The organism is Micromonospora sp. HUAS YX12, from assembly GCF_040215685.1.
Taxonomy (GTDB): domain Bacteria; phylum Actinomycetota; class Actinomycetes; order Mycobacteriales; family Micromonosporaceae; genus Micromonospora; species Micromonospora tulbaghiae.
Genome location: NZ_CP157974.1, coordinates 4,487,881 through 4,514,155, shown reverse-complemented (window position 1 = coordinate 4,514,155; position 26,275 = coordinate 4,487,881). Strand labels below are relative to the sequence as shown.

At 74.7% G+C, this 26,275-nt stretch carries 25 protein-coding genes and 1 riboswitch; of the genes, 14 read left to right on the top strand and 11 right to left on the bottom strand.

Going from position 1 to position 26,275, the window contains the following annotated elements; all coding sequences use genetic code 11:
* Positions 1–7 precede the first annotated feature (7 nt).
* From ABIH81_RS21555 to ABIH81_RS21540, 4 genes are all read right to left on the bottom strand, one after another.
* Positions 8–724 (bottom strand): ABC transporter ATP-binding protein, encoded by a 717-nt coding sequence (locus ABIH81_RS21555; RefSeq protein WP_349876698.1) that lies wholly within the window; start codon positions 722–724, stop codon positions 8–10.
* A complete protein-coding gene (locus ABIH81_RS21550) occupies positions 721–1,533 on the bottom strand; it encodes an ABC transporter ATP-binding protein (protein WP_349876697.1) in 813 nt (270 codons plus the stop codon). The genes ABIH81_RS21555 and ABIH81_RS21550 overlap by 4 nt, the downstream gene beginning before the upstream one ends.
* Positions 1,534–1,673: 140 nt before the next feature.
* Entirely contained in the window at positions 1,674–2,879 is a 1,206-nt protein-coding gene (locus ABIH81_RS21545) for an RNA polymerase sigma factor (protein ID WP_349876696.1), read from the bottom strand.
* Positions 2,876–3,226, bottom strand: a complete 351-nt coding sequence (locus ABIH81_RS21540; RefSeq protein ID WP_349876695.1) for a YciI family protein — start codon at positions 3,224–3,226, stop codon at positions 2,876–2,878. Before ABIH81_RS21540 ends, ABIH81_RS21545 begins: the two co-directional genes overlap by 4 nt.
* On the opposite strand from ABIH81_RS21540, the gene ABIH81_RS21535 reads away from it, so the two are divergent.
* The 5 genes from ABIH81_RS21535 (at position 3,197) to ABIH81_RS21515 (ending at position 7,072) form a co-directional block, all read left to right on the top strand.
* Positions 3,197–4,672, top strand: coding sequence for an NAD(P)/FAD-dependent oxidoreductase (locus ABIH81_RS21535; RefSeq protein ID WP_349881174.1), 1,476 nt, complete (start codon positions 3,197–3,199; stop codon positions 4,670–4,672). The two genes, ABIH81_RS21540 and ABIH81_RS21535, sit on opposite strands and share 30 nt — an antisense overlap.
* 129 nt (positions 4,673–4,801) lie before the next feature.
* On the top strand, positions 4,802–5,167 hold the full coding sequence (locus ABIH81_RS21530) for a metalloregulator ArsR/SmtB family transcription factor (RefSeq protein ID WP_349876694.1): 366 nt from the start codon (positions 4,802–4,804) through the stop codon (positions 5,165–5,167).
* A complete protein-coding gene (locus ABIH81_RS21525; RefSeq protein ID WP_349876693.1) occupies positions 5,164–5,805 on the top strand; it encodes an SRPBCC family protein in 642 nt (213 codons plus the stop codon). The genes ABIH81_RS21530 and ABIH81_RS21525 overlap by 4 nt, the downstream gene beginning before the upstream one ends.
* 156 nt (positions 5,806–5,961) lie before the next feature.
* Positions 5,962–6,528 (top strand): NADAR family protein, encoded by a 567-nt coding sequence (locus ABIH81_RS21520; RefSeq protein ID WP_349876692.1) that lies wholly within the window; start codon positions 5,962–5,964, stop codon positions 6,526–6,528.
* Positions 6,529–6,562: 34 nt separating this feature from the next.
* Positions 6,563–7,072 carry an NUDIX domain-containing protein gene (locus ABIH81_RS21515; RefSeq protein WP_349876691.1) on the top strand — a complete coding sequence of 170 codons (510 nt, stop codon included), beginning with the start codon at positions 6,563–6,565 and terminating at the stop codon, positions 7,070–7,072.
* A 65-nt stretch (positions 7,073–7,137) separates the two neighbouring features.
* On the opposite strand, the gene ABIH81_RS21510 is transcribed toward ABIH81_RS21515, so the two are convergent.
* Positions 7,138–8,289 (bottom strand): LLM class flavin-dependent oxidoreductase, encoded by a 1,152-nt coding sequence (locus tag ABIH81_RS21510; RefSeq protein ID WP_349876690.1) that lies wholly within the window; start codon positions 8,287–8,289, stop codon positions 7,138–7,140.
* Between the two features lie 167 nt (positions 8,290–8,456).
* On the opposite strand from ABIH81_RS21510, the gene ABIH81_RS21505 reads away from it, so the two are divergent.
* A complete protein-coding gene (locus tag ABIH81_RS21505; protein ID WP_349876689.1) occupies positions 8,457–9,740 on the top strand; it encodes a sulfite oxidase in 1,284 nt (427 codons plus the stop codon).
* Between the two features lie 6 nt (positions 9,741–9,746).
* Here the strand turns inward: ABIH81_RS21505 and ABIH81_RS21500 are convergent, their stop codons facing one another.
* The 3 genes from ABIH81_RS21500 to ABIH81_RS21490 all read right to left on the bottom strand — a co-directional run bounded on the left by ABIH81_RS21500 (position 9,747) and on the right by ABIH81_RS21490 (position 13,525).
* The gene (locus ABIH81_RS21500; RefSeq protein ID WP_349876688.1) at positions 9,747–10,289 is read right to left on the bottom strand and encodes an RNA 2'-phosphotransferase; all 543 of its coding nucleotides are present in this window, start codon (positions 10,287–10,289) and stop codon (positions 9,747–9,749) included.
* Between the two features lie 171 nt (positions 10,290–10,460).
* Positions 10,461–11,510 (bottom strand): aldo/keto reductase, encoded by a 1,050-nt coding sequence (locus tag ABIH81_RS21495; protein WP_349876687.1) that lies wholly within the window; start codon positions 11,508–11,510, stop codon positions 10,461–10,463.
* A gap of 77 nt (positions 11,511–11,587) precedes the next feature.
* Positions 11,588–13,525 carry an ABC transporter ATP-binding protein gene (locus tag ABIH81_RS21490; RefSeq protein WP_349876686.1) on the bottom strand — a complete coding sequence of 646 codons (1,938 nt, stop codon included), beginning with the start codon at positions 13,523–13,525 and terminating at the stop codon, positions 11,588–11,590.
* 245 nt (positions 13,526–13,770) lie between these two features.
* On the opposite strand from ABIH81_RS21490, the gene pgi reads away from it, so the two are divergent.
* Positions 13,771–15,405, top strand: coding sequence for a glucose-6-phosphate isomerase (gene pgi, locus ABIH81_RS21485; RefSeq protein WP_349876685.1), 1,635 nt, complete (start codon positions 13,771–13,773; stop codon positions 15,403–15,405).
* A 46-nt stretch (positions 15,406–15,451) separates the two neighbouring features.
* Here pgi and ABIH81_RS21480 read toward each other — a convergent pair whose 3' ends face one another.
* Together ABIH81_RS21480 and ABIH81_RS21475 are read right to left on the bottom strand one after the other, a co-directional pair.
* Positions 15,452–15,862: a type II toxin-antitoxin system Phd/YefM family antitoxin gene (locus ABIH81_RS21480; protein ID WP_349876684.1), complete on the bottom strand. Its 411-nt coding sequence runs from the start codon at positions 15,860–15,862 to the stop codon at positions 15,452–15,454.
* 37 nt (positions 15,863–15,899) lie between these two features.
* Positions 15,900–16,442, bottom strand: a complete 543-nt coding sequence (locus ABIH81_RS21475) for a GNAT family protein (protein WP_349876683.1) — start codon at positions 16,440–16,442, stop codon at positions 15,900–15,902.
* A 59-nt stretch (positions 16,443–16,501) separates the two neighbouring features.
* On the opposite strand from ABIH81_RS21475, the gene ABIH81_RS21470 reads away from it, so the two are divergent.
* On the top strand, positions 16,502–17,836 hold the full coding sequence (locus ABIH81_RS21470) for an SWIM zinc finger family protein (protein WP_349876682.1): 1,335 nt from the start codon (positions 16,502–16,504) through the stop codon (positions 17,834–17,836).
* On the top strand, positions 17,833–20,382 hold the full coding sequence (locus ABIH81_RS21465) for a hypothetical protein (RefSeq protein WP_349876681.1): 2,550 nt from the start codon (positions 17,833–17,835) through the stop codon (positions 20,380–20,382). The genes ABIH81_RS21470 and ABIH81_RS21465 overlap by 4 nt, the downstream gene beginning before the upstream one ends.
* A 105-nt stretch (positions 20,383–20,487) precedes the next feature.
* On the opposite strand, the gene ABIH81_RS21460 is transcribed toward ABIH81_RS21465, so the two are convergent.
* Positions 20,488–21,732, bottom strand: a complete 1,245-nt coding sequence (locus ABIH81_RS21460; protein WP_349876680.1) for a hypothetical protein — start codon at positions 21,730–21,732, stop codon at positions 20,488–20,490.
* 179 nt (positions 21,733–21,911) lie between these two features.
* On the opposite strand from ABIH81_RS21460, the gene ABIH81_RS21455 reads away from it, so the two are divergent.
* The 5 genes from ABIH81_RS21455 to ABIH81_RS21435 all read left to right on the top strand — a co-directional run bounded on the left by ABIH81_RS21455 (position 21,912) and on the right by ABIH81_RS21435 (position 26,243).
* On the top strand, positions 21,912–23,387 hold the full coding sequence (locus ABIH81_RS21455) for an NAD(P)/FAD-dependent oxidoreductase (protein WP_349876679.1): 1,476 nt from the start codon (positions 21,912–21,914) through the stop codon (positions 23,385–23,387).
* A 69-nt stretch (positions 23,388–23,456) separates the two neighbouring features.
* Positions 23,457–23,567: riboswitch (SAM riboswitch) on the top strand.
* Positions 23,568–23,600: 33 nt separating this feature from the next.
* Positions 23,601–23,726, top strand: a complete 126-nt coding sequence (locus ABIH81_RS21450; RefSeq protein ID WP_349876678.1) for a hypothetical protein — start codon at positions 23,601–23,603, stop codon at positions 23,724–23,726.
* 107 nt (positions 23,727–23,833) lie between these two features.
* On the top strand, positions 23,834–24,688 hold the full coding sequence (locus ABIH81_RS21445) for an ABC transporter substrate-binding protein (RefSeq protein WP_349876677.1): 855 nt from the start codon (positions 23,834–23,836) through the stop codon (positions 24,686–24,688).
* 38 nt (positions 24,689–24,726) lie between these two features.
* A complete protein-coding gene (locus ABIH81_RS21440) occupies positions 24,727–25,503 on the top strand; it encodes an amino acid ABC transporter permease (protein WP_349876676.1) in 777 nt (258 codons plus the stop codon).
* Positions 25,500–26,243 carry an amino acid ABC transporter ATP-binding protein gene (locus ABIH81_RS21435; RefSeq protein WP_349876675.1) on the top strand — a complete coding sequence of 248 codons (744 nt, stop codon included), beginning with the start codon at positions 25,500–25,502 and terminating at the stop codon, positions 26,241–26,243. Before ABIH81_RS21440 ends, ABIH81_RS21435 begins: the two co-directional genes overlap by 4 nt.
* Positions 26,244–26,275: the final 32 nt, after the last annotated feature.

Sequence of the window (26,275 nt, the reverse complement as noted above, 5' to 3'; positions counted from 1 at the left end):
CCCCTTCCTAGAATCCGAGGTACGCGTGCCGGAGCTGGTCGTCGTCGCGCAGCCGGGCGGCCGGCGCGGCCGTCACCACCTGCCCGAGCGACATGACGATGCCCTGGTCGGCGACGGACAGCGCAGTGCGCACGTTCTGCTCGACGAGCAGCACGGTGAGCCCCTGCTCATCGCGCAGCCGCCGCAGCAGCGCCATGATCTGCGCGGCGACCTTGGGCGCCAGCCCGAGCGACGGCTCGTCGAGCAGCAGCAGCCGGGGCCGGGCGATCAGCGCGCGGCCGATCGCGAGCATCTGCCGTTCGCCGCCGGAGAGCTGGTGTCCGGCGTGGTCGCGGCGGCGGGCCAGGGCGGGGAACAGCTCGTACACCTCGTCGAGCGCGCGCCGGGCGTCGGCCCGGTCGCGCCGCCACAGCCCGCCCAGGCGCAGGTTCTCCGCCACGGTCAGCTCGGTCACCACGCCGCGCCCCTCCGGCACGTGCGCCAGGCCGCGCCGGACCAGGTGTTCCACCCGGACGCCGCGCAGGTCCTCGCCCGCGTACCGGACCCGGCCGCCGGTGGGACGGAGCAGACCGGAGAGGGTACGCAGCAGCGTGGTCTTGCCGGCGCCGTTGGCGCCCAGCACGGCGGTGACGGTGCCGGCCGGGACGGTGAACGCGACGTCGCGCAGCACCGGCACCGGTCCGTAGCCGCTGCTGAGCGCCTCGACCTCCAGCACGGCGGTCACGACGCGCTCCCCTCGGCGGGCACGTCGGCGCCCAGGTACGCCTCGGTGACCCGGGGGTCGTCGCGGATGCGCTCCGGCGGGCCGGCCGCGATCACCTTGCCGAAGTCGAGCACCACCAGTTCGTGGCAGACGGACATGACCAGGTCCATGTGGTGTTCGACGAGCAGCACGGCGCAGCCGTCGTCCCGTTCGGGCAGCGCGCGGACCAGGTCGGCCAGTTCGGCCACGTCGTCGGCGCCGAGACCGCCGGCCGGTTCGTCGAGCAGCAGCAGCCGGGGCCGGGCGATCAGCGCGCGGGCCAGCGCGACCCGCTTGCGTACCGCGTACGGCAGGGTGGCCGGCGGCGCGTCGGCGTACTTCCCGATGCCCAGCTCGGCGAGCAGGTCCAGCGCCCGGGTGCGCAGCCGCCGCTCGTCGTCGTCGCTGCGGGGCAGGCCGAACAGCGCGGCGGCGAAGCCGGCGCGGGCGGTGTGGCTGGCGCCGGCGACCACGTTCTCCAGCACGGTCAGCCCGGCGAACAGGCCGACGCCCTGGAGGGTGCGGGCGATGCCGAGCCGGGTGAGGGCGTGCGGGCGGGGCCGGAACGGCCGGCCGTCCAGGGTGAGCGAGCCCTCGGTCGGCCGGACGAAGCCGCAGACCACGTTGAACAGGGTGGTCTTGCCGGCGCCGTTGGGCCCGATCACGCCGACGACCCGGCCCGGTGGCACCCGCAGCGAGACGTCGTCGAGGGCGACCAGGCCGCCGAAGCGTACGCCGACGTGGTGCAGCGCCAGGCCCGGTTCGTCGGCGGGGGCGGCCGGTGGGCTCATCGTCACCTCGTGCCGGTCGACGGAGCGCGGAAAAACTAATTACACCGGGAGTGTACTTTTCTCTGCCACCGCGTCAATGCCCCGACGATCACGGCTACCTTCCCCGGGTCACCGGGCTCCTACGTGCACGGTCGATGCGATCATCCCGGCACGCGGTCGCGGGCGCGGCGCAGGAACGTCTGCTCCGCCGCGTTGCCGGTGCCGGCGATCGCCGCGTCGTACGCGGCCCGGGCCTGCGCCGGGCGGCCCAGGCGGCGCAGCAGGTCCGCCCGGATCGCGTGCCACACGTGGTAACCGCCCAGGTCGAGACCGTCCACTGCGGCCAGTCCCGCCGCCGGTCCGCGTACCTCGGCCAGCGCGACCGCCCGGTTCAGCGCCACCACCGGTCCCGGCGCGACGGCCGTCAGCTGGTCGTAGAGCGCGAGGATCTGCCGCCAGTCGGTGGCGGCGGTGGTGGGCGCGTCCGCGTGCACCGCGCCGATCGCGGCCTGGATCTGGTACGGGCCGGGCAGCCCCCGTCGCAGGCACCGGCGGACCAGCTCCTGCCCCTCGGCGATCAGCTCCCGGTCCCACCGGCCGCGGTCCTGCTCGGACAGCGACACCGGCACCCCGTCCGGGCCGGTCCGGGCGTCGCGGCGCGCCTCGGTGAGCAGCATCAGCGCGAGCAGGCCGAGCGCCTCCGGCTCGTCCGGCATCAACGTCACCAGCAGCCGGCCCAGCCGGATCCCCTCGGCGCCCAGCTCGGCGCGGCCCAGCCGCTCCCCCGCGCTGGCCGTGTGCCCCTCGTTGAAGATCAGGTACACCACGGCGAGCACCCCGCGCAGCCGGTCCGGCAGGTCCGCGTCGCGCGGCACCCGGTACGGGATACCGGCGTCGCGGATCTTCGACTTGGCCCGGACCAGACGCTGGGCCATCGTCGGCTCCGGCACCAGGAAGGCCCGCGCGATCTCGGCGGTGCTCAGGCCGCCGAGCAGCCGCAGCGTCAGCGCCACCCGGGCGGGAGCGGCGAGCGCCGGGTGGCAGCAGGTGAAGATCAGGCGCAGGCGGTCGTCGGGCACGGGCCCCTCCTCGGCGGGCGGGCCGGCGGCGTGCAGCAGGGCGGCCTCGGCGTGCCGCGCCTCCCGGGTCGCCTCGCGCCGCAACCTGTCGATCGCCCGGTTCCGGGCGGTGGTGATGATCCAGCCGGCCGGGCTGGGCGGCGGCCCGTCGGCGGCCCAGCGCGTCACGGCGATCGCGAACGCCTCCTGGACCGCCTCCTCGGCGAGGTCGATGTCACCGAGGAGACGGACCAGGACCGCTACCGCGCGGCCGTACTCGGCCCGGAAGACCCGTTCGACGTCGGTCATCCCTCGCCCTGGAACGGGCGGACCTCGATCGGCAGCGTGGTGGCCAGGGCGTAGCGGCGGCCCCAGTCCAGCGCGGCGTCCAGGTCGGGCGCCCGGATGATGGTGACGCCGCCCAGGTACTCCTTGCCCTCGGCGAACGGCCCGTCGGTGACCAGCACCTCGTCACCGGCCGGGCGCAGCACGGTGGCGGTCTGCGGGTCGTGCAGGCCGTTGCCGAACACCCAGCACCCCGCCTCCCGCAGGTCACGGCCGACGGCCTCGACCTCGCGCATCACCCCGGCCAGGAACTCCGGGTCCGGACGGCCCTCACCGGCCGGCTGGTACATGCTGATCAGGTACTGCTTCATCGGCTTCTCCTCGTCACCGGACGGCACCGCGCCGTCCCTTCACCCTCCACACGAACGACTGACGCCCGTTTCGACACGCCGGGCCGGGTGAATCCGGCCGGGAGCGGGGTACGCCCTCGCGTGCGCCGCCACCGGGTCGTCGTCGTGGGCGCCGGGTTCTCCGGTCTGGCCTGCGCGCTCGCGCTGGACGCGGCGGGCGCCGAGGTGCGGGTGCTGGAGGCGCGGGACCGGGTGGGCGGCCGGGCGCTGAGCCGCCCGCTGGCCGGCGGCGGCTGGCTGGATCTCGGCGCGCAGTGGATCGGCCCGGCCCAGGACCGGATGTACGCGCTCGCCGCCGCGTACGGCCTGACCACCTTTCCCTCCCCCGCGCACGGCGCGCCGACGCTGCTGCTCGGCGGACGCCCGGCCGCCGGGGAGCCGCCCGGGCTGTCCGGGCTGCTCGGGACGCTCGACGAGATGGCGGCCGGGCTCGACCCGGCCGCACCGTGGCGGGCGGACGACGCGGTCCGGTGGGACCGGATCACGCTGGGCGGGTGGCTCGACGCGAGCACGGCCGACCCGGTCACCGCCCGGTACGCGGGCCGGCTGCTCGCCGGTGGGCTGCTGGCCGCCTCGCCGGACGAGGTCTCGCTGCTGCACATGCTGTTCTACCTGAACAGCGGCGGCGGCACCGGTTCGCTGCTCGGCATGGCCGGCGGCGCCCAGCAGGACCGCGTCGTCGGTGGTCCGGCCGTGCTGGCCGAGCGGATGGCCGCCGCGCTGCCGCCGGGGAGCCTGTGCCTGCGCGCGCCGGTGGACGGCGTCGCGCAGGACGGCGACGGCGTACGGGTGCGCGCCGGCGGCGAGACGTACCGCGGCGACGCGGCGGTGGTCGCGCTGGCGCCGACGCTGGCCGGGCGGATCCGGTACGACCCGCCGCTGCCACCGCTGCGCGACGGGCTGACCCAGCGGATGCCGATGGGCGTGGCGCTCAAGGTGCACGCGCTCTACCCGGAGCCGTTCTGGCGCGCCGACGGCCGCTCCGGTGTGTCCACCACCGACACCGGGCCGCTCACCGAGACGGTGGACAACTCGGTGCCGGACGCGCCGGGCGGGGTGCTCACCGCGTTCAGCTACGGCGCGCAGGCCCGCGCGCTGCGCCGGCTCCCGGACGACGCGCGCCGGGACGCGCTGTGCGACGCGCTCGCCGCGATCTTCGGCCCGGCCGCCGCGCGCCCCGACGACCTCGTCGAGTACGACTGGTCGGCCGACGAGTGGACGCGCGGCTGCTTCTGCGGCGTCCTGCCACCCGGCGCGTGGTGCGCGTACGGCCCGGAGCTGCGGACGCCCGTCGGCCGGGTGCACTGGGCGGGCACCGAGACCGCGACCCGGTGGAGCGGCTACCTGGAGGGCGCGGTGACCGCCGGCGAGCGCGCCGCCGCCGAGGCGTTCGCCCAGCTCGGCTGAGCACCCTAAGCAGCGATTCTTCGATGCGATCTATTGCAAGACGGGGGTACGCGGGGCGCCCGGGTGCGAGGGCGCCCTACGTTTACGTCAGCGCTAGCTTATATAAGCTCAGTCTGATACAAAGTCGTTGTGCACGCCTTCGACGTCCTCGGCGACCCGGTCCGCCGCCGGATCCTGGAACTGCTCGCCGACGGTGAGCAACCCGCCGGCGCGCTCGGCGAGACCGTGCGGCGCGAGTTCGGCATCAGCCAGCCCGCCGTCTCACAGCACCTCAAGGTGCTGCGCGAGCACGGCTTCACCACAGTGCGGGCCGAGGGCACCCGCCGGCTCTACGCCGTGGATCCCGGCCCGCTGCGCGAGATCGACGCGTGGCTGGACGGGTTCCGCCGCTTCTGGACACCGCCGCTGGCGGCGCTCGCCACCGAGCTGGCCCGGGGCCGCCGCGAACGACGGCTGCGCGAGGACACCACTGACGACGAGAGGACCGATCCATGATCGACGTGACCGGACAGATCAGCGCCGTCGAGCGCCGCATCGGCGCCCGTACGCTCCCCGCCGGGCAGGCGCGGGTGCTCACCATCGCCCAGACGTACGACGCGCCGGTCGCCGACGTCTTCGACGCCTGCACGAACCCGGAACGGATCCCCCGCTGGTTCCTGCCGGTCTCCGGTGACCTGAGCCTGGGCGGCCGGTACCAGCTGGAGGGCAACGCCGGCGGCACCGTCGAGCGCTGCGACCCCCCGCACGGCTTCGCCGCCACCTGGGAGTTCGGCGGCGAGGTGAGCTGGATCGAGGTGCGGCTACGCGAGGCCGGTGCCGGTCGTACCCGATTCGAGCTGGAACACGTCGCGCACGTCGACGACCAGCGGTGGGCCGAGTACGGTCCGGGCGCGGTCGGCATCGGCTGGGATCTGGCGCTGGTCGGCCTGGCCTCCCACTTCGCCACCGACGGCACGGCCGTCGACCCGGCCGCCGCGCCCGAGTGGACGGCCTCGCCGGACGGCCTCCGCTTCGTCACCGAGTCCGGCAACAGCTGGACGAAGGCGAGCATCGAGGCGGGCACCCCAGCAGACGAGGCACACGCAGCAGGCAACCGAGTGACCGTGTTCTACACCGGCACCCCCACTCCCTGACCCCTCCGCCGCCCCTCCCCGCCCTCTCCTCGTCGATCTTGCGGTTTGGGCCCTCAGGATGTCCGGTTGACGGAGTTCGCGGGGTACCGATCCGCAAGATCGACGGGATCTCGCGGCGGCGGTGGGATGTCGGTGGGGTGGGGCAGACTGCGGGGCATGCCGATCCGTTCCGTTGCCGACCTGACTGCCGCGCTCGACACCGGCGAGACGGTCAAATACCTGCACTTCTGGGGGCACCGGCCACGGCGTGACGGCAGCATCGGCGCGAGCTGCCTGAGCCAGTGGTGGCCGGCGGCGTTCACAGTGGACGGCCGGGAGTTCGCCACCGCCGAGCACTGGATGATGTGGCACAAGGCCACCCTCTTCGGTGACCACGCGATCGCCGAGCGCGTGCTGGCCGCCGGGCATCCGCACCGGGCCAAGGCGCTCGGCCGGCAGGTCCGCGACTTCGACGAGGCGACCTGGGCGGCCCGCCGCTACGAGATCGTGGTGGCCGGCAGCGTCGCCAAGTTCGCCCGGCACGAGCCGTTGCGGCGGTTCCTGCTCGGCACCGGCGACCGGGTGCTGGTCGAGGCCAGCCCGACCGACCGGGTCTGGGGCATCGGCCTGACCGCCGACGACCCGCGCGCCGCCAGCCCGGCGACCTGGCGGGGCGACAACCTGCTCGGGTTCGCCCTGATGGAGGCGCGCGCCGCGCTCGCCGGCCGAGGGGGTGACGCCTGACCACGGGCCGGGGGTGCGGGTAACGTGCTGCGGCGTGACCGCGTACTCGCACTGCTCGTTCTGCGGCGTGGCCTATCCGGCGGGCACCGGGTGGCCGCGCGTCTGTTCCTCCTGCGGCGAGACGGTGTGGCGCAATCCGCTGCCGGTGGCGGTGGCGGTGCTGCCGGTCCGCACGCCGCAGGGGCTCGGCGTGGTGGTGGTGCGCCGCGACATCGAACCGGCGCGTGGGCAGCTCGCGCTGCCGGGCGGCTTCATCGAGTACGGCGAGGAGTGGTCCGAGGCGCTCGTCCGCGAGCTGCGCGAGGAAACCGGGCTGCGGGCCGAGGCCGGCGAGGCCCGGCTGTTCGCGGTGCACGGCGCACCGGCGGGCGGCACCATGATGGTCTTCGGCGTGCTGCCCGAGCGGCCGGTCGGTGACCTGCCGCCGTCCGCGCCGACCGAGGAGGCCACCGAGTGGCTGGTGCTCACCGACCCGGTCGAGCTGGCCTTCTCCACGCACACCCGGGTGCTCGCCGACTTCCTCGCCGGGCAACGCCCGCTCTGACCAGAACCCAGGGCGGGCCGCGGAACGGACCGGGCGCGACCAGCCCTGAGATGGGCCGGGTGCGGTCAGCCGCGGGCCGGGACCGGCTGGGGTGAGAACGGCACGGCGGCCGGCGCCTCGGTCTCCGGCTCACCGGCCGGGTGCCGCCACAGCCCGCGCCGCCGCAGGATCGGCAGCACGCCCTCGCCGAACCAGTACGCCTCCTCCAGGTGCGGGTGACCGGAGAGGATGAACTCGTCCAGGCCGAGCGCGTGGTACTCGGCGATCCGGTCGGCGACCTCGGTGTGGCTGCCGACGAGCGCGGTGCCCGCACCGCCGCGTACCAGCCCGAATCCGGCCCACAGGTTCGGCGAGACCTCCAGCCCGTCGCGGGAGCCGCCGTGCAGGTCGAGCATCCGCCGCTGCCCCTCGGACTCGCTGCGCCGCAACCCTTCCTGCACCGCGCGCACGCCGGCCTCGGGGATGCCGTCGAGCAGCTTGCGCGCCTGGGCCCACGCCTCCTCGGCGGTGTCCCGGCTGATCACGTGCAGGCGGATGCCGTACCGCAGCTCGCGACCGGCCTCGGCGGCGAGCCCGCGAATCCAGTCCAGCTTGCCGGCCACCTGCGCGGGCGGCTCGCCCCAGGTCAGGTACACGTCGCTGTGCCGCACGGCCACCGGCCCGGCCGCGCTGGACGACCCGCCGAAGTAGACCGGCGGCGCCGGGTCGGGCACCCGGCCGAGCCGGGCGCCCTCGACCCGCACGTGGACGCCGTCGTGGTCGACTGTCTCACCGCGCCACAGCGCCCGCACCACGTGCAGGAACTCGTCGGTACGCGCGTAGCGGGCGTCCTTGTCCAGGAAGTCGCCGTACGCGCGCTGCTCGGCGGACTCGCCGCCGGTGACCACGTTGAGCAGCAGCCGCCCGCCGGACAGGCGCTGGAAGGTGGAGGCCATCTGCGCGGCGAGGGTGGGTGAGAGCAGGCCGGGCCGGAACGCGACGAGGAACTTCAGCCGCTCGGTCACCTCGGTGAGCATGGCGGTGGTCAGCCAGGCGTCCTCGCACCAGGCGCCGGTGGGGGTGAGCGCACCGGCGAAGCCGAGCTGCTCGGCGGTGCGGGCGATCTGCCCCAGGTACGCCACGCTGGCCGGTCGCGCGCCACCCGCGGTGCCGACCGGTACGCCGTGACCGCCGCCCACGATGTCCCGGCTGTCGCCGTAGACGCCCCGGCCCGGCACCGAGCCCCGACGACCCGGCCCTCGGCGCGCTGCGCCGCCACCTGCTCGACCGCCTCGGCGTACCCGCCGGCTGACCGCGATGGAGCCGCCGCCCACCTGCGATGGATCGACGGCAAGTCCTACTGATTGAATAGGAAAGGCAGCGTCGCCCACCCCGGAGGTCAGTCGTGAGTCAGTCCCCGTCCCCCGCCGAAGCCGTCCACGACGCCGACCGGAGCCGGCAGTGGCTCGCCGGGCGGGCGCACGGGCCGGGTGTCGACCGCGACCGGCTGCTGGAGGTGGGCGCGGCGATGGCCGCGGTGACCGCCGCCGCCACGGAGCGCGAGCCGGTCGCGGTGGCGTCCGCACCGGTCGGCGTCGACCCCGGCGCGCCGATCGTCAAGCCGCTGCCGCCGGAGCTGCTGCGCCCGCTGGACACCAATGCCGAGATGCGCTGGCCGTCGATGGCCGGCCAGGGGTACGTGGTCCCCACCGACCGCTTCTTCGTCCGCAACCACACGCTCACCCCGCACCTGGACGCGACCACCTGGCGGCTGCGGCTGTTCGGCGACGGCCTGCGCGGTGCGCCCACCCGCGACCACCCGGTGGAGTTCGACCTCGACGAGCTGCGCCGGCTGCCCGCCGAGGAGCACGCCGCGCTGCTGGAGTGCGCCGGCAACGGGCGGCGCTACTTCGCCGAGCAGCAGGACGAGCCCGCCCCGGGTGTGGCGTGGGGGCTGGGCAGCGTCGGCGTGGCCCGGTGGCGGGGCGTCCGGCTCGGCACGGTGCTGCGCCTGGCCGGGCTGCACGACGAGGCGGTCGACGTGATGCCCGAGGGCCTCGACCCGGACTACGTCAGCGGCGGGGTCAACCTCGGCCGGGTACGCCGCCCGATGCCCGTCGCCAAGGCCCTGGACGACGTGCTGCTGGCGTACGAGATGAACGGCGAGCCGCTGCCCGCCGACCACGGTTTCCCGGTGCGGGTCGTGGTGCCCGGCTGGGTCGGCATCTCCTCGATCAAGTGGGTGGGCGCGATCGAGGTCTCCACCACCCCCCTGTTCTCGCCGTGGAACACGCAGTTCTACCGGATGTTCGGCCCCGGCCACCCGGCCGACGGCACCGTGCTCACCGCCCAGCCGGTGCGCAGCGCGTTCGAGCTGCCCTGGGACGCCCGGGTGCCGGCCGGTGAGGAGGTGCTGCTGACCGGCCGTTCCTGGTCCGGCAACGGCCCGATCGAACACGTCGAGGTGGACACCGGCGACGGGTGGCGCCCGGCCGAACTGGTCGAGGCCGACCGGGGCGGCGCCTGGCAGCGCTGGACCGCGCGCTGGCGCCCGCCGGCCGCCGGCCGGCACGTCCTGCGCGCCCGCGCCACCGACCGTACCGGCGCACGGCAGCCCGACCGGGCCGCGCCGAACGACCTCGCGTACCTGTTCGACGCCGTGGTGGCCCACCCGGTGACCGCCTGCTGAGGCCGCTCAGGTGGTGCTGAGGTAGGGCGGCGGCACGGTGTCGGTGAGCCACACCCCGTTGGCCGAGCGGTAGAACAGGTACCCGGCCTCGGCCATCGCCGCCGCGTCCACAGTCAGCACCACCACCGCGCCACCCCGGCGCGCGCCGACGCGCCGGGCCGTCGCCACGTCCGGCGACAGGTGTACGTGGTGCCGCCCGCCCCGGCGCAGCCCCTGCGCCCGGATCGCGTCCAGCACGGCCTCGCCGGTGCCGTGGAACAGCCGGGGCGGCGGCGCGGCCGGGGTCAGGCCGAGGTCCACCGGCACGGAGTGCCCCTGGTTGGCGCGGATCCGGTCGGTCCCGTCCGGGCCGCCCTCCACCGCGAACCGCTGCTTGTCGTTGCCCGCGACCACGGCGTCCAGCTGGGCGCGGCTGATCCCCAGCCCGGCGAGCACGTCCGCGACCGGCACCCAGCCGGCCCGGTCGAGTCGCAGCCCGAACGCGTCGGGCCGGTGCCGCAACGCCAGCGACAGCCGCTTGCTCACCCGAACGAGATCCCGGTGTTCCACCCGCCCAGTGTGGAGCCACACCCCTCCCCTGTCGACGCAGTTCCCCCGGCACCCCTTGTCCTCGCCGATCTTGCGGTTTCCGCCCCTCGGGTGCCGGATTCGCGCTCTTTGCCGGGGCCGGAATTCCATGATCGACGAGCTGAGGGGCGGGAAGGGCGGGGAGAGCGGGGGTCAGGCGGCGGCTCGGTCCGGGAGGGGGCGGCGGCGGTGGGACGGGTCGGTCAGGGTGGGCGGGGACCAGGCGCCGTCGGGCTGGTAGAGGTTCGTACCGGGCGGGACGATCCCGTCGATGCGGTCCAGCACCGCGTCGTCGAGCGTCAGCTCCACCCCGGACAGCAGCGCATCCAGCTGGTCCATCGTGCGCGGTCCGATGATGGTCGAGGTGACCGCCGGGTGCGCGGCGGTGAACGCCACGGCGAGCTGCGGCAGCGTGCAGCCCACCTCGTCGGCGAGCGCGACGAGATCCTCGACGGCGGCGTACTTCGCGGCGTTGCCCGGCAGCGCCGGGTCGAACCGGGCCGGGGTGAGCGCCGGCCGGCCGGCGCCGAGGTCGACGGGCCGGCCCTGCCGGTACCGGCCGGACAGGAACCCGGAGGCCAGCGGGCTCCACACCAGCACGCCCATCCGGTAGCGGCGGCAGACCGGCAGCACCGACGCCTCGATGCCGCGCGCCAGGATCGAGTACGGCGGCTGCTCGGTGCGGAAGCGGCCGAGCGCACGCCGCTCGGCGACGTGGTGCGCCTCCACGATCTCCTCGGCGGGGAAGGTCGAGCAGCCGAACGCGCGGATCTTCCCGGCCCGGACCAGGTCGGTGAGGGCGCCGAGCGTCTCCTCGACGTCGGTGGTGTGGTCCGGATGGTGCACCTGGTAGAGGTCGATCCAGTCGGTGCCCAGCCGGCGCAGGCTGTCCTCGACCGCCCGGACGATCCAACGCCGCGAGTTGCCGCCCCGGTTGGGCCCCTCACCCATCGGGAAGTGCACCTTCGTGGCGAGCACCACGTCGTCGCGCCGGCCGCGCAGGGCCTTGCCGACGATCTCCTCCGACTCGCCGGCCGAGTACATGTCGGCGGTGTCCACGAAGTTGACTCCGCGGTCGAGTGCCGCGTGGACGATCCGGGCACAGTCGTCTTGGTCGGGGTTGCCGACCGCGCCGAACATCATGGTGCCGAGGCAGTGGACGCTGACCTCGATGCCGGTGCCGCCGAGGACGCGATAGCGCATGTGAACTCCCTGGGTCGCACCGCGCCGGCCGGGTGGCGCGCGGTCCGGTCACGGTAGGAGTTCGAGTGCGCTGGAGGTCAACCGTCGGCTGGTTCCGCGCTGCCGGCGAGGTAGCCGGCCGCCTGCAACTCGAACAGCTCGCGGTAGAGCCCGCCCTGGGCCATCAGCGTGTCGTGGTCGCCTGCTTGCACGAGCCGGCCGTGGTCCAGCACGAAGATCCGGTCGGCGTGCCGGACGTTGGCGAGCCGGTGGGTGATCAGCACGACGGCCCGGTCCGGGTGCCGCCGCAGGTGCTGGAAGAGGGCGTGCTCGGCACGCGCGTCCAGCGCGGCGGACGGTTCGTCGCAGATCAGCAGCCGGGCGTCGCGGTAGAGGCCGCGGGCGGCCACCAGCCGTTGCCACTGCCCGCCGGACAGGTCCTGCCCGTCCTTGAACTGCCGGTCCAGCAGTGTGTCGTACCCGAACGGCAGCTCGCTGATCATGTCGTGCGCGGCGGCGTCCCGGGCGGCGGTCTCCACGCTGGGGCCGGGCCCGCCGGCGCGGTCGTGGCGGCCGGCCCGGATGTTCTGCCGGGCGGTGAACGGGAACTTCCACCAGTCCTGGCTCATCACCGCGACCTGGGCGGCGGTCTGCCGTGGGTCCAGCTCGGCGGCGTCCACGCCGTCCCAGCGGATCGTGCCGCCGGTGGGCCGGTAGAGGCCGGCGATCAGCTTGGCGAGCGTGGTCTTGCCGGAGCCGTTCTCCCCCACCAGCGCGATCACCTCGCCGCGCCGCACCGTGAGGCTGACCTCGTCGACAGCCGCCGTGTCGGTGTCCGGGTAGCGCAGGCTGACCCGCTCGACGTCGATGCGCTCGAACCCGTCGACCGGCAGGTGCCCGCCCGCCGGGATCCGCCGCGTCGCCCGGTCGAGGAAGTCGCGGTAGTCCTGGTAGTAGAGGGCGTCCTCGTAGAGCGAGTTGGTGGCGAAGACCGCCGTGCGCAGGCTCGTCCGCGCGGACTGGAGCGCGAGCAGCGCGGTGGCCGCCGCCGCGAGCGCCACCACACCGCCCACCAGCAGCGCGCCCAGCACCACGTAGAGCCCGAACGTGGCGATGCCCGTGATGGACAGGCCGATCGCCCGGGTGACCGTCTGTGCCCGGGCCAGGCGCAGCTCGGCGCGGGTCTCCAGGCGCGTCATGAGGTGGTATTCCGAGAGCAGGAAGTCGCGCATCTGGTAGGCGCGGATCTCGGCCGCGGTGTGCCGGTTGGCCATCAGGTCGCCCAGCATCCACTTACGTCGCCGCCGGGTGATCCGGGCGAGCCAGTCGACGTGCTGACGGCGGGCCATCCGCACCGCCGTCACCGCCTCCGGCGCGGCGGCGACCACCAGGCAGGGCAGCAGCAGCGGGTGGATGATCGTCACCGCGGTAGCCGTGGCGATCACGCCGACCACGCCGGTGACCAGGTTGACCGTGTCGTTCACCAGGGAGCCCGCCTCGGCCAGTCCCCGGTCTCGGGCGCGGTCCATCTCCTCGGCGAAGCCGGCGTCGTCGAAGGCCGCCAGTTCCACGGCGGACGTCGTCTCGAACAGCCGCCGCTCCACCGTGAAGTTGATCTGCGGTACGAGCCGGGCCTGCGCCCATCCGGCGACGATGGTCAGCGCGCCGCGCCCGGCGACGGCGGCCGCCGCCAGCGCCAGGGCGGGCAGCGCCGCGCGGATCCGGTCCGGTGTCGGGCCCGCCGCGAACAGCTGGTGGAGCACCCCGGTGGTGGCGAGCAGGCCCAGCGTGGTGAGGACACCGGCGGCGACGTTGAGACCCAGCGAGGCGGCGGTGTCCCGGCGGCTGGTCGCCCAGGCGAGACTGATCGCCTCGCGGATCAGCGCGGGCAACCGGCGCGCCACCGACCAGAAGCCGGTGTGGGCCAGTTCGGTGGCCCGGTGCATCCAGTGCGGATCGACGAGCTCGGGCAGGGTCGTCTCCCCGGCCGGCTCCTCCGGATCGGACGGTGGACGAGGACGGACCGCCCCGGCCATGGCACCCCCTCGACGCGTTCGGGCAGCAACGCTGGATACTACGTTCCGCTGTCGAAAGATGTCATTCAGTGACCGGCGTGTCGTACAGATGTCCCAACGGCGTGTCCCCCAGCGGTGGCCGGAAACACCCCGCACGGTGATCGCCGCCGGGTCGCGTCGCGCGCGACCGGTCCGGGTGGCAGGCTTGTGGGGTTCGCCGGGCGCAGGCCGGCCGACCGCCCGTCGTGAAGGAGAAGATCGACCCGATGGCTGTGGACGTCACCACCACCGACGAATGGCAGGCGCTGCGCAAGCACGCCGAGGCGATGCGCGGCACGCACCTGCGCGACCTGTTCGCCGCCGACGGGCAGCGGGGTGAGCGGCTCACCGGTGAGGTCGCCGACCTGCACGTGGACTACAGCAAGAACCTGGTCACCGACGAGACGATCGCGCTGCTCGGCGCGCTCGCCGAGCGGGTCGGGCTGACCGGCCGGATCGCGGCCATGTTCGCCGGACGGCACATCAACACCACCGAGGACCGGGCGGTGCTGCACACCGCGCTGCGCCTGCCCCGGGACGCCTCGCTCACCGTGGACGGGCAGGACGTGGTCGCCGACGTGCACGCCGTGCTGGACCGCATGTCGGCGTTCGCGCAGCGGGTGCGCTCCGGCTCGTGGCGGGGCCACACCGGCGAGCGGATCACCACAGTGGTCAACATCGGCATCGGCGGCTCCGACCTCGGGCCGGTGATGGCGTACGAGGCGCTGAAGGCGTACCGGGACGCGGGCATCAGCTGCCGGTTCGTGTCGAACATCGACCCGACCGACATCCACGACAAGACCGCCGACCTGGACCCGGCGAGCACGCTGTTCGTCGTGGTGTCCAAGACGTTCTCCACCCAGGAGACGCTCGCCAACGCCGACCAGGCGCGGCGCTGGCTGCTCGCCGGGCTGGACGCGGACGACGACGCGGTGGCCCGCCACTTCGTCGCGGTCAGCACCAACGAGCAGCGGGTCCGGGACTTCGGCATCGACCCGGAGAACATGTTCGGCTTCTGGGACTGGGTGGGCGGACGCTACTCGCTGCCGTCCGCGGTCGGCCTGTCGGTCATGCTGGCGATCGGGCCGGACCGGTTCCGCGAGATGCTGGCCGGCTACCATGCGGTCGACGAGCACTTCCGGTCCGCCCCGGTGGAGCGCAACCTGCCGGCGCTGCTCGGCCTGCTCAACGTCTGGTACACCGACTTCCTCGGCGCGGAGACCCACGCGGTGCTGCCCTACTCGCAGTACCTGCACCGGTTCCCCGCCTACCTCCAGCAGCTCACCATGGAGAGCAACGGCAAGTCGGTACGCCTCGACGGCTCGCCCGTGACGTACCCGACCGGGGAGATCTTCTGGGGCGAGCCGGGCACCAACGGCCAGCACGCCTTCTACCAGCTCATCCACCAGGGCACCCGGCTGATCCCGGCGGACTTCATCGCGTTCAGCCGGCCCAACCACGACCTGGGCGACATGCACGACCTGTTCATGTCGAACTTCTTCGCCCAGACCGCCGCGCTGGCGTTCGGGCGGACCCGTGAGCAGGTGGAGGCCGAGGGCACCCCGCCCGAGGTGGTGCCGCACCGGGTGATGCCGGGCAACCACCCGTCCACGTCGATCCTGGCGCCGAAGCTCACCCCGGCGACGCTGGGCCAGCTGATCGCGCTCTACGAGCACATCACGTTCACCGAGGCCGCGGTCTGGGACATCAACGCCTTCGACCAGTGGGGCGTGGAGCTGGGCAAGGTGATGGCCAACCAGCTCGCCCCGAAGCTCACCGGGCCGGACCCGGACCTGACCGACGTGGACACCTCGACCGCCGAGCTGATCCGCCGCTACCGGGCCGAGCGCGGCCGGAGCTGACCGTATGCCCGTGGCGTCCCGCGTACACCGGGCGGGACGCCACGGGTCAGCGGCGCAGCAGGTCGGCGTGGGCGGCGCGCAGGCGGCTGAGCGCCGGGTCGCCGGCCGGTGCGCGGCGGTCGAGTTCGGCCCACGCCTCGGCGAGCGCGTCGGCCAGCGCCCGCAGCTCGGCGGCGTGCCGCCGGCTGGACTGCCGGTGCAGCTCCTCCAGGCGGCGGGCCCAGCCGGCGCTGATCGCGGCGACGCGTTCGGCGTCGGCGCGTGCCTGGGCGCCGGTGCGGGCGGCGGGCGCGGGCACGATCGCGGCCACCGGCCGGGGATCGCCGTCGCGGGTGACGAGCGTGACGGTGTCGGTCAGCTCGGCCAGGGAGACGAGCTGGGTGAGCCGGGTGCGGACCTCGCGCAGCGGCAGGGCGCGCGGCTGGGGGTACCGGTCGGCCAGGGCGGGGACAGCCATGGACACATGTTCACGTCCGGGTACGACAAATTCCCGGTCAGGCGGTCCACTCCGGTGCCAGCACGGACCAGACCTCCAGGTCGGCGCGGCCGTCGGGCGTCGGTGCGGCCCCGCGCATGACGCCGTCGCGGCGCATGCCGAGCCGTCGTGCGACGGCGACGCTGCGGTCGTTGCCGGCCTTCGTGATCCACTCGACGCGGTGGATGCCGCGCTCCCGCACCGCCCAGTCGATGATCACGCGGGCGGCGCGGGTGACCAGGCCCTGTCCCTCGGCGCCCGGTTCCAGCCAGCAGCCGGCCTCGCACACCCCGCGGGTGGTGCTCAGCGACACGAACAGCACGCCCCCGACGAGCGTCCCGCGCTGCCAGATGCCCCAGATGCCGCCGTCGTCGCGGGCCCAGCGGTCGGCGTACGCCTGGAGGACCTTGCGGGCCGACTCGGCGTCGGTGGCGACGAAGGACGCGCCGACCCAGGGTGCGATGTGTTCGCGGCAGCGGTCGAGGTTGGCCAGGAACTCGTCGGCGTGCCAGGGCGACAGTGGACGCAACTCGGCGTCGTCGGTGAGGGCGTGGGCGAACATCCGAGGAAGCTAGCAGGACCGTCGCGCTTTTGTCGGTCGGTCCCTCTACGGTCTGCGCCGTGAACGCCGTCCAGACGTACCGATATCTTCAGCCGTCCGCGCTGCGCGCCGCCGGTCTCGACCTGCAGACCTGCGGCGGCCCGGCGGCCAACCCGCGCTTCTTCGCCGGGTTCCTCACCGCCCCGGCCGCGGCGGCGGCCGGGCTGCTCGCCGTCGCCGAGGTGGCCCGCACCCGCTACCACCAGCCGGTCAGCCCGGCCAGCCTGGACCCGGTGGTGACCGGCAGCCGGGGCCGCCTGCGCTTCGAGTCGTTCTCCGGCTGCTGCGGGGTGTACGCGCGGATGGACGTCCTGCCGTCCGGGCTGGACGGGGAGATCAGCGGCCACGGCACCACGAACGTGGACGTGAACCCGCCGCTGCGCGAGGCGCTGGCCCGGGTGGGCGGCATCGAGCCGCTGCACGTGGCGGTCGGCCCGGACGACCTGACCGTCTCCACCATGGACGGCGCGGTGGTCGAGCGGAAGGTGCCGCTGCCCGGCCGCTGGCTGCGCGGCTTCGCCGAGGTGCACGTGCTCACCGCCGGCTTCGAGCCGCGCGCCGAGATCGCGGCGGCGGAGGCGGCGGCGTTCCTGCGGCGGCTGCCCGCCGCCGGCGACCGGAGCGTGCTGTGGGCGGTGCCCGCCGGGCGTACGCTGCGGCTGACCTCCCGCCCGGCGCCGGGCGCGGTCTGCCTGGCCGGCGCGGGCCGGCTCGCGGCTCTGCGCGGCGTGCTGCGCCACGCGCGCTCCCTGCGGGTGTACGGCCCGGCGGTGCGGGCCGGCTCCCCCGCCGTGCCGAGCACGTGGGAGCTGGACACCGGGGCGCTGCGGCTGTCGCTGACGCTGTCCCCCGAGCCCTACCGGGGCTTCTCCGGTGAGGGCGCGGCCCTGGCGGCGCTCGCGGGCGACGACGTGGTCGACGACGCGGAGCTGGTCGGTGCGCTGCTCAACTGGGATCCGACGATCGACGTGGCCGCGCTCGCCGACGCCGCCGCGCTGCCCGACGAGCGGGTGCGCGCCGCGCTCGCCCAGTTGGGCACCGCCGGGCGGGTCGGGTACGACGTGGCGGACGGGGCGTACTTCCACCGGGTGATGCCCTACGACGCGGGCCGCGCGGAGCGGGACAACCCGCGGCTGGTCGGCGCACGTGTACTCGTCGAGCGCGGCGCGGTCGAGGGCGACGGCGAGCACGCGACGGTACGCACCGACGCCGAGACCTACCGGGTACGCCGCCACCCGGACGGCGCGTACTCCTGTTCCTGCCGCTGGTGGGCGCGGCACCGGGGCCAGCGGGGGCCGTGCCGGCACGCGCTGGCCGTGTCGATGGTCGCGGCGCCGGTGGAGGCGCTGTCGTGACCGGCTTCGTCGAGGCGGCGGTGCGCGGCCGGATGTCCGAGGTCAGGTCGGCCCTGGCCGGGTTGGACGAGCCGGCCCGGCGGGCGCTGGGCGACGAACTGGTCGCCGTCGTCCGTCGCAGGCGGGACGACTGGTGGTGGCGGGGCGAGGCGGCGACGCTGGCGGTGGCCGCGGTGGGGACGCTGAGCACCCCGACGAAGGTGGCCGCGCTGCTCGGCCGCCGCTCGGTCTGGCTGGCCGGCGTCGACGCCGCGCCGGTGGTCGACGCCGCCCGGGAACGCGGGGTGACCTGGCTGGCCGACGTGGCGCACAAGCTGGCCGACCGGCTGCCCCGGGACCGGATGGTCGCGGGCTGGCCGTTCGTCGCCGGTCTCCTGCTGGCGGAGAAGGCGCCGCCGCCGACCGGGGACGACTTCGTGCGTGGCTGGGCCGCCGCGCAGGGCTCGCCGGCCCCGCGCGGGACGCGCCCACCGACTGTGGACCGGCTGCGCGCGGACCCGTTCCTGGACGCGCTGCTGCCGCGCCTGTTCGAGGTGGACGGCGTGGGCACCGAGCTGGCCCGCGGCGACGGCACGGGCGCGGAGGCGCTGCCACGGGCGCTCGTGGCGCTGGCGGCGGAGGGCCGGCTCGACCGGGCGGTCCTGCTCAACGGCGTCCTCGGCCGGCTGCTGCGCGGCGACCGGCCGGGCGCGCTGCGCCCGTTCCTGGTCCTGCACGACCTGCTGGCGCCGACCCCGGACGAGGTGGCGCTGCGGTCGAACGCCTACCTGCGGCTGCTCGCCGACGGCCCGGGGCCGGTGGCCCGCACCGCCCAGCGGACCTTGCGGGAGGCCGGTGACGCCCCCGAGCCGGAGGCGCTGTGGGAGGCCGCCCGGACGGTGCTGGCCCGGCCGGAGAAGGCGCTGGTCCGGGCGCAGGTGTCCTGGCTCGACCGGCTGGCCCGGCAGCACCCGGATCAGGCCCCGGAGATCGGCGCGGTGCTCGCCGTGGCGGCCGACCACCCGGACGCCGGCCTGCGCGAGCGCGCGCTGACGCTGGCGCAGCGGCACGGCCACCGGCCGGTTGCCGTGACCACAGTGGCCGAGGCCCGCGACGACCTGCCGCCGCCGCTGCCGGCAGCGGCCGCGCCGCCGCCGATCGCCGGGGTGGAAGAGCTGGTGGAGGAGATCGCGGCGTCGCTCGGCCGGCGCTGGCCCGCGCTGACGGCGGAACGCGTCATGGACGGCCTGGTCCGGCTCGGCACCGCCGACCGCGAGCGGCTCGCGGCGGCGCTGCTGCCGGTGGTACGCCGGGAGCGGGTCGGCGCGTACGACCATCCCTGGTCGGTGTTCAACCGGTCGGTGCAGATGCACGGGCTCCTGCTGGCCGTCTGCGGCGAGGCCGAGGCGGCGACCCGCCGCGACCAGTGGAGCACCCTGCTGGCCGAGTCCCGCCCACGCGCGCCGCTGCCGTTCCGGGGTGGTCCGCCGGTTCCGGCCACGCGCCGGCCCGCGCCCGTCCAGCTCGCCTGCACCCGGCTGGCCGAGATCGGGCAGCGTCTGGACGGACGCGACGATCCGGGCCTGCTGTCGGCGCCGACCTCGGTCACCGGGGCGATCGAGCCGGTGGCGCTCTACGAACGGCTGGCCGCGCTGGGTGACCGTCCGGTGTGGCGCTGGGATCTCGCGCAGGCCCTGCTGCGCCTGCCGGCCGGCGTGGACGAGCCGCTGGCCGGACGCGCCGCGGCGCTGCGCACGCCGGCCGGTGACGAGCTGGCCCGCTGGCTGCGCGGCGATGCCGTGCCGGCCCCGGCGCAGCAGGTGGTGACAGTGGGCCGGCGGGCGCGGTCGGCCGGGTACGACTGGGGCTACGACCAGCTGCCCGAGGGGCGGACGCTCGTCGCGCTCACCCCGCCGGACGGCGTCGAGGACCGGCTCGGCCTGCTCACCCTGAAGCCCACGCCGATCGGCCGGTGGACCGACGGCTGGGGCGACGTCTGGCCGGCCGTCCTGCCCGGGCACCGGGGCGTGGTCGCCGCCCACCTGCTGCCCGAGGTGGCCGGCGCGGCGCAGGAGGACACCCTCGGGCACAGCGCGGTCCTGCCGGTGCTGGCCGAGTGCACGGGCGCGGGCGGCCCGGCCCTCGATCTGGCGCTGGCCTACGGGTTGTGCGCCCGCCATGAGGCGGACCGGGTGGCCGCGCTCGACGCGGTGCTGATCCTCGCCGCCGCCGACGACCTGGACGCGCCCGCGACCGGCGGGCATCTCGGCGCGCTGGCGGCCGGCGGGCAGGTGACGCTGACCCGGGCGGTCACCCCGCTGCGCGACGCGGTCGCGGCGGGTGCCCGGCTGAGCGTGTGGCGGCTGCTCGCCGCGGCGTTGCCGCCGCTGCTGGCCGCCCCGACGCCACCCCGGGGCACGCCGGACCTGCTCGCGCTGGCGGCGGAGACGGCGACCGCGACGGGCGTCCGGATCGAGGTGCCCGGCCTGGCCGACGTGGTGGCCCGGGGCGGTGGCAGCCGGCTGGTGGCCGAGGCCCGGCGACTCGCCGGCGCCCTGGCCGCCTGAACCGGCACCCGCCGGCCGGTCATCCGCCCATTCTGCGGCCCACCCGGCCGTCCCGCCGGACAGCGCCCACGGCCGTGCCGACCGCGACCGCCGAGGCTACGGCGGTCAGATGATCAGGTGGGTCCAGTAGGTGAGCCACACCGCGAACAACGCGCCCTGCAGCAGCGCCAGCGCGGCGGTGAGCCAGCCGTCGAGGCCGGGCCGCCGCGCCCAGCGGGCCAGGACGAACGCGACCGGGAAGGCGGCGAGCAGGTAGCGCAGCAGGCTCTTGTACACCGGTGGCCCCATCGACAGCGGCACCAGCACCACGACGAGCGTGTAGAGCAGGTACGGCCAGTCGGCGCGGCGGCGCAGCCCGACGGCCGCCACCGCCAGCATCGCCACGGCGATCCAGACCCGCAGCGCGTCGGCGGAGTGGCCGCCGAACAGCGCGGAACCGGCCACCGCCAGGGGGTTCTGCAGCCGGATGCCCCAGCCGGTCTCCTGGGTGTGCTGGTAGGCGAACCAGTCGCCGCTCTGCCAGCGGCAGAACGCCATGAACGTCAGCCAGCCCGCCGGGACCAGCAGCAGGGGCCAGCCCTGCCGCAGCAGGCGCGGCCACGCCCGGGGTCCGGCCCGCCAGCCGTGCTCGCGCAGCAGCACCAGCGCCAGCGGCACCACCACGAGGAAGCCGACCGAGCGGCTCATCGCCAGGAAGTAGCCGACGACGCCGACGAGCAGCCAGCGGCTCCGCTCGGCGTACCAGAAGGCGGCCAGCGCGAGGCAGACGAACAGCGACTCGGTGAGCGCCGCCTGGAACAGGAACGCCGTCGGCAGGAGCAGCAGGTACCGGACCGCTCGCCGGCCGTCGTCCGGTCCCGCGCCGCCGAGCAGCCGGCCCCCCAGCCGGTACGCGAAGTAGAGCTGGAACACCAGCGCCACGTTGCTGACCAGCAGCAGCGCCCAGGCGGTGTGCCCGCCGAGCAGCGGCGCGAGCGGCCGGGCCAGGAACGGGTAGAGCAGCGGGAAGCCGAAGTCCGGCCAGGGCCGGTCCAGCGGCAGCCGGGCGAGGTGGTCGTAGAGGAAGGAGTCCCAGGCGAACCAGAGCGAGAACCAGCGGTGCGACGAGATCGCCTCCTGCTGGGCCCGCATCCCCGTCTCGTCGGCCGGTGGCGCGCCCGGCACCCCGTCCCACGCGGCGAGCACCAGCACGCCGACCAGGCTGAGTACGAGCTTCGAGCCGACGAAGACGACGAACACGAATCCCCACGGTTCGGGCAGCCTGCGGGCGACCGACGCTGCGCGCGACCACCACCGGGTACGCCCGGAGCGGGCCGCGCCACCGGGGTCGGCCCGCCGCTCGTCCGCCATCGCGCTCCCACCGTTGCGCCGTCGACCGACTCGCCCGGCCGGAAAACCCGGTGGGCGTTCCCCGTCCGGGCCGGCTCACACCCGCCGGGCCGGGACGGATCGGTGCAGCCCGGCAGGTGAGGACGTCGTCAGGGTGGGTAAGCGCGCTGCCGCATCGGCAGGCGGGGGGCGCGTACGGCATGGGTGACGGCGACGGAACCGTGATCATCGGGGCGGGGCCGGCCGGGCTGACCGCCGCGTACGAGCTGCTGCGGCACGGCGAGCCGGTCCGGGTCTACGAGGCCGACGACGTGGTGGGCGGGATCAGCCGGACGGTGGAGCGCGACGGCTGGCGGTTCGACATCGGGGGGCACCGCTTCTTCACGAAGGTGTCCCGGGTCGAGGACTTCTGGCACGAGATCCTGCCGGACGAGGACTTCCTGCTCCGGCCGCGGATGAGCCGGATCTACTACCGGGGCGCGCTGTTCGACTACCCGCTCAGCGCCGGCAACGCGCTCCGCAACCTCGGCCTGCTGGAAGCGGTTCGCTGTCTGGGCTCGTACGGCCGGGCCCGGCTGCGCCCGCCGAAGGACCAGTCGCACTTCGAGGGGTGGGTGTCGGCGCGGTTCGGCTGGCGGCTCTACTCGATCTTCTTCAAGACGTACACGGAGAAGGTCTGGGGGATGCCGGCGGACCGGTTGCAGGCCGACTGGGCGGCCCAGCGGATCAAGAACCTGTCGCTGGCGGCGGCGATGCGCAACGCGCTGCTGCCCCGCCGCAACCGCACGGACGTGACCAGCCTGATCGAGGAGTTCCAGTACCCGAAGCACGGCCCGGGGATGATGTGGGAGCGCTGCGCCGAGGAGGTCGCCAAGCGCGGCGGCACGGTGCGTACCGGCGCCTGGGTGACCGAGGTGCACCGCGATCCGGCCGCGCGGCGCGCCACCGCCGTGACCGTTGCCGACGCCGGAGGGGAGCGCACCGAGCCGGCCGCGCACGTGATCTCCTCGATGCCGATCTCCGCACTGGTGCGGGCGATGCGCCCGGAGGCGCCGCCCGAGGTGCGGGCCGCCGCCGACGACCTGCGGTACCGGGACTTCCTGACGGTGGCGCTCGTGGTGCCGGAGGAGTTCTCGTTCCCGGACAACTGGATCTACGTGCACGACCCGGCGGCCCGGGTGGGCCGGATCCAGAACTTCGGCTCGTGGTCGCCGTACCTGGTCAAGGACGGGCGGACCTGCCTGGGGCTGGAGTACTTCGTGTTCGAGGGCGACGAGATGTGGCGGACGCCGGACGCCGAGCTGGTCGCGTTCGCCACCGCCGAGCTGGAGCGGCTGGGCCTGGTCAAGCCCGGGTGCGTGGAGGCGGGCTACGTGGTCCGGATGCCGAAGGCGTACCCGGTCTACGACGAGCGGTACCAGCGCAACGTCGACGTGATCCGGGGCTGGCTGGCAGCGAACGTGCCGAACGTGCACCCGGTCGGCCGCAACGGCATGCACCGGTACAACAACGCCGACCACTCGATGCTCACCGCGATGCTGACCGCGGAGAACATCGCGCACGGCGCGGAGCACGACGTCTGGACCGTCAACGTGGAGCAGGACTACCACGAGCAGCGCAGCCCGTCGCGGCACGGCACCGGCCGGGACGCGCCGGTCGTCCCGGCCCGGCGGTGAGGCGCCGCGCGTGAGGGTGGTCATAACGGCTGGACGGCAGCCACGGCGGTGCTGCTAGCCTTCTGGGCAGGTCATGAGCGCCAGCGCGAAGCCCCGGCTCGCTGGCCGGCAACCCTCCTCCGCGGTGGGGTGCCCCGGGTGAAGACCAGGCACCGGCAGCCGCCGGTGCAAGCGTGGCCTGGCACCCAGGTCAGCAACAGACCAGGGAGACCGATGTCCGCACCACCTTCCACCCCGTCCGGCGACGTCGCCGCGTACTCGGCCCGCTTCGCGCTGGTCAAGCGCCGTCACGTCGACCTGATGCGGGTGTGCAGCGACGCCTGTCGCCTCGCGCGCTGAGCGAACGCCACCCTCCTTTCCCCGATCCACCCTTCTCCGGCCCGGCCGTCTGTCCGGCGGGCCGGCGCCGACGCGCGCCGCGCGTCCATCCACTCTGGAGAGACATCGTGCGTTTCCGTTCCGTCCTGACCCGTGCCGCCGCCGTCGGCGCGGCGGCCCTGCTCGCCGTCACCGCGCTCACCGCCTGCGGCAACGACGACACGGCCTCGGCCGACAACCCGTACGGCCTGCTCCAGCCCGGTGTGATCCGCGCCGGCACGCTCACCGACGCCCCGCCGAACGTGTTCCTCAAGGACGGCGAGTTCACCGGCTTCGACAACGAGCTGCTGCGCGCCGTGGCCGCCAAGATCGGCCTGAAGGTGGAGTTCGTCGGCACCGACTTCTCCGCCCTGCTCGCGCAGGTCAACAGCGGCAAGTTCGACGTGGGCAGCTCCTCGATCACGATCACCGAGGCCCGGAAGAAGACCGTGGACTTCGGCAACGGCTACGACTTCGGCTACTTCGGCCTGGACGTGCCCGCGGGCTCCCCGATCACGGGCTTCGACCAGCTCGCCGGCAAGCGGGTGGTGGTGGTCCAGGGCACGGTGCAGGACGACTACGCCACCAGGCAGAACCTCGACCCGGTGCGGGTGCCCGACTACAACAGCGCGATCAACCAGCTCAAGGCCGGCACCGCCGACGCCTGGATCGCCCCGGCCGAGATCGGCGACAAGTCCGCCGCCGACAGCAACGGCAAGATCAAGGTCGCGGCGAAGCAGCTCAGCCCCGCCCCGACCGCGTACGCGGTGGCCAAGGGCGACGACAAGCTGCGCGAGGCGCTGAACAAGGGCCTGGACGAGGTGATCGCCGACGGCACGTGGAGCCGCCTGCAGGCCGAGTACTACCCGGGGCGGCCGATCCCGGCCGACTTCAAGCCGGGCAGCGGGTCGGTGGCGGTGCCGTCGCCGTCGGCCGCCTCCTGAACCGGTAACCGAGCACGAGCGGGGCGGACGGAGCGGACATGGATCCACTGAGCACCCTCTGGGAGACGTTCTTCGACTGGGACTCGATGCGCGAGGCGCTGCCCGAGATGCTCACCGTCGGGCTGCCCAACACGCTGACCCTGGCGGTCTCCGCCGCCCTGCTCGGCTCGGTGCTGGGCATGCTGCTGGCCGTCGCCGGCATCTCGCGTACCCGATGGTTGCGCTGGCCGGCGCGGGTCTACACCGATGTGTTCCGCGGCCTGCCGGCCGCGGCGACCATCCTGCTCATCGGCGTGGGCCTGGCGCCGCTCGGCATGCAGGTGTGGGGGCCGAACCCGTATCCGCTGGGCGTGCTGGCGCTGTCCCTGATCGCCGCCGCCTACCTGGGTGAGATCTTCCGGGCCGGCATCCTTAGCGTGGAGGCCGCCCAGCTGGAGGGCGCGCGGGCGCTCGGCTTCTCCTGGGGCGAGGCGATGCGCCTGGTGATCATCCCGCAGGGCGTACGCCGGGTGCTGCCCGCCTGGGTCAACCAGCTCATCGCGCTGATCAAGGACTCCAGCCTGGTCTACTTCCTCGGCCTGCTGGCCAGCCAGCGGGAGCTGTTCCGGATCGGGCAGGACTACGCGGCGAACACCGGCAACCAGTCCGCGCTGCTGCTGGCCGGGTTGTTCTACCTGTTGCTGACCGTGCCGCTGACCCACGCGGTCAACTGGCTGGACCGGCGCCTGCGGCAGGGCCGCCCGGCCGCGCCGCCCGAGCCCGAGCCCGACGCCGAGCCGGCCGACGTCACCCCGTCCGGGAGGGAACCGCGATGAGCACCACCACGACGACCTCGGTCAGCCTGGCCGTCCGCGACGTGCACCTGGCCTTCGGCGCGCACCGGGTGCTGCGCGGCGCGGACCTCGACGTGGCCCGGGGCCGGGCGGCCTGCGTCATCGGCCCGTCCGGGTCCGGCAAGTCGACGCTGCTGCGCACCATCAACCGGCTGATCGAACCGGACCGGGGCGACGTGCTGCTGGACGGGCGCAGCGTGCTGCGCGACGACCCGGACGCGCTGCGCCAGCGCATCGGCATGGTGTTCCAGCAGTTCAACCTGTTCCCGCACCTGAGCGTGCTGCGCAACATCACGCTGGCGCTGCGCAAGTTGAAGAAGCTCGGCGAGGACGAGGCGGTGGCGCTCGCCCGCGCCCAGCTCGACCTGGTCGGCCTGGCCGGCAAGGCGGACGCGCGGCCGGCGCAGCTCTCCGGCGGCCAGCAGCAGCGAGTCGCCATCGCGCGGGCGCTCGCGCTGCGCCCGCAGGTGATGCTGTTCGACGAGGCGACGAGCGCGCTGGACCCGGAACTGGTCAAGGGTGTGCTCGCGGTGATGGCGGACCTGGCCGCCGCCGGGATGACGATGGTCGTGGTGACGCACGAGATGGGGTTCGCGCGCAGCGTCGCCGACACGGTGGCGTTCATGGACGCGGGCGTGGTGCTGGAGGCCGGGCCGCCGGAGGCGGTGTTCGAGGCGCCGGAGCATCCCCGGCTGCGGCGCTTCCTGTCCCAGGTGCTCTGACGCGCCCGGGCGCTTCACCGCGCCCCGGGCGC